The 474-nt window shown below is 69.4% G+C and carries 1 protein-coding gene; it reads left to right on the forward strand.

Going from position 1 to position 474, the window contains the following annotated elements:
* On the forward strand, positions 1 to 474 hold a 474-nt coding region (locus tag K9U40_RS23530), incomplete at both ends, for a GntP family permease (protein ID WP_282892481.1).

Here is a 474-nt window from a genome sequence, read left to right on the forward strand (position 1 = left end):
GGACAAGCTGGTCAGCGCGATTTCCGTAGGCGCGGGCAAGACGCTGGGCGCGGTCGGACTGGTGGTGGCGCTGGGCGCCATGCTCGGCAAGATCCTGGCGGATTCCGGCGTCACCGACAGCCTGGCGAATGCCATCCTGGAGCGCGCTTCGCGGAAGGCGCTGCCATGGGCGATGGCCGGCGTGGCCTTCATCGTCGGCATACCGATGTTCTTCGAGGTCGGGCTGGTCGTCTTGCTGCCGCTGATCTTCGGCGTGGCCCGGAGGCTGGAGGCCGAGCAGGAAGGCACCGGTTCGGCCTACGTGTACGTCGGCGTGCCGGTGATCGCCGCCCTGGCGGCCATGCACGGCATGGTGCCGCCCCATCCAGGCCCGCTGACGGCGATCGCCACGCTGAAGACGAACGTGGGCGCCACCATGATCTACGGCTTCATCGCCGCCATCCCGGCCATCGTGCTGGCGGGGCCGGTGTACGG

The organism is Xanthobacter autotrophicus, from assembly GCF_030015065.1.
Classification (GTDB): Bacteria; Pseudomonadota; Alphaproteobacteria; order Rhizobiales; family Xanthobacteraceae; genus Xanthobacter; species Xanthobacter autotrophicus_D.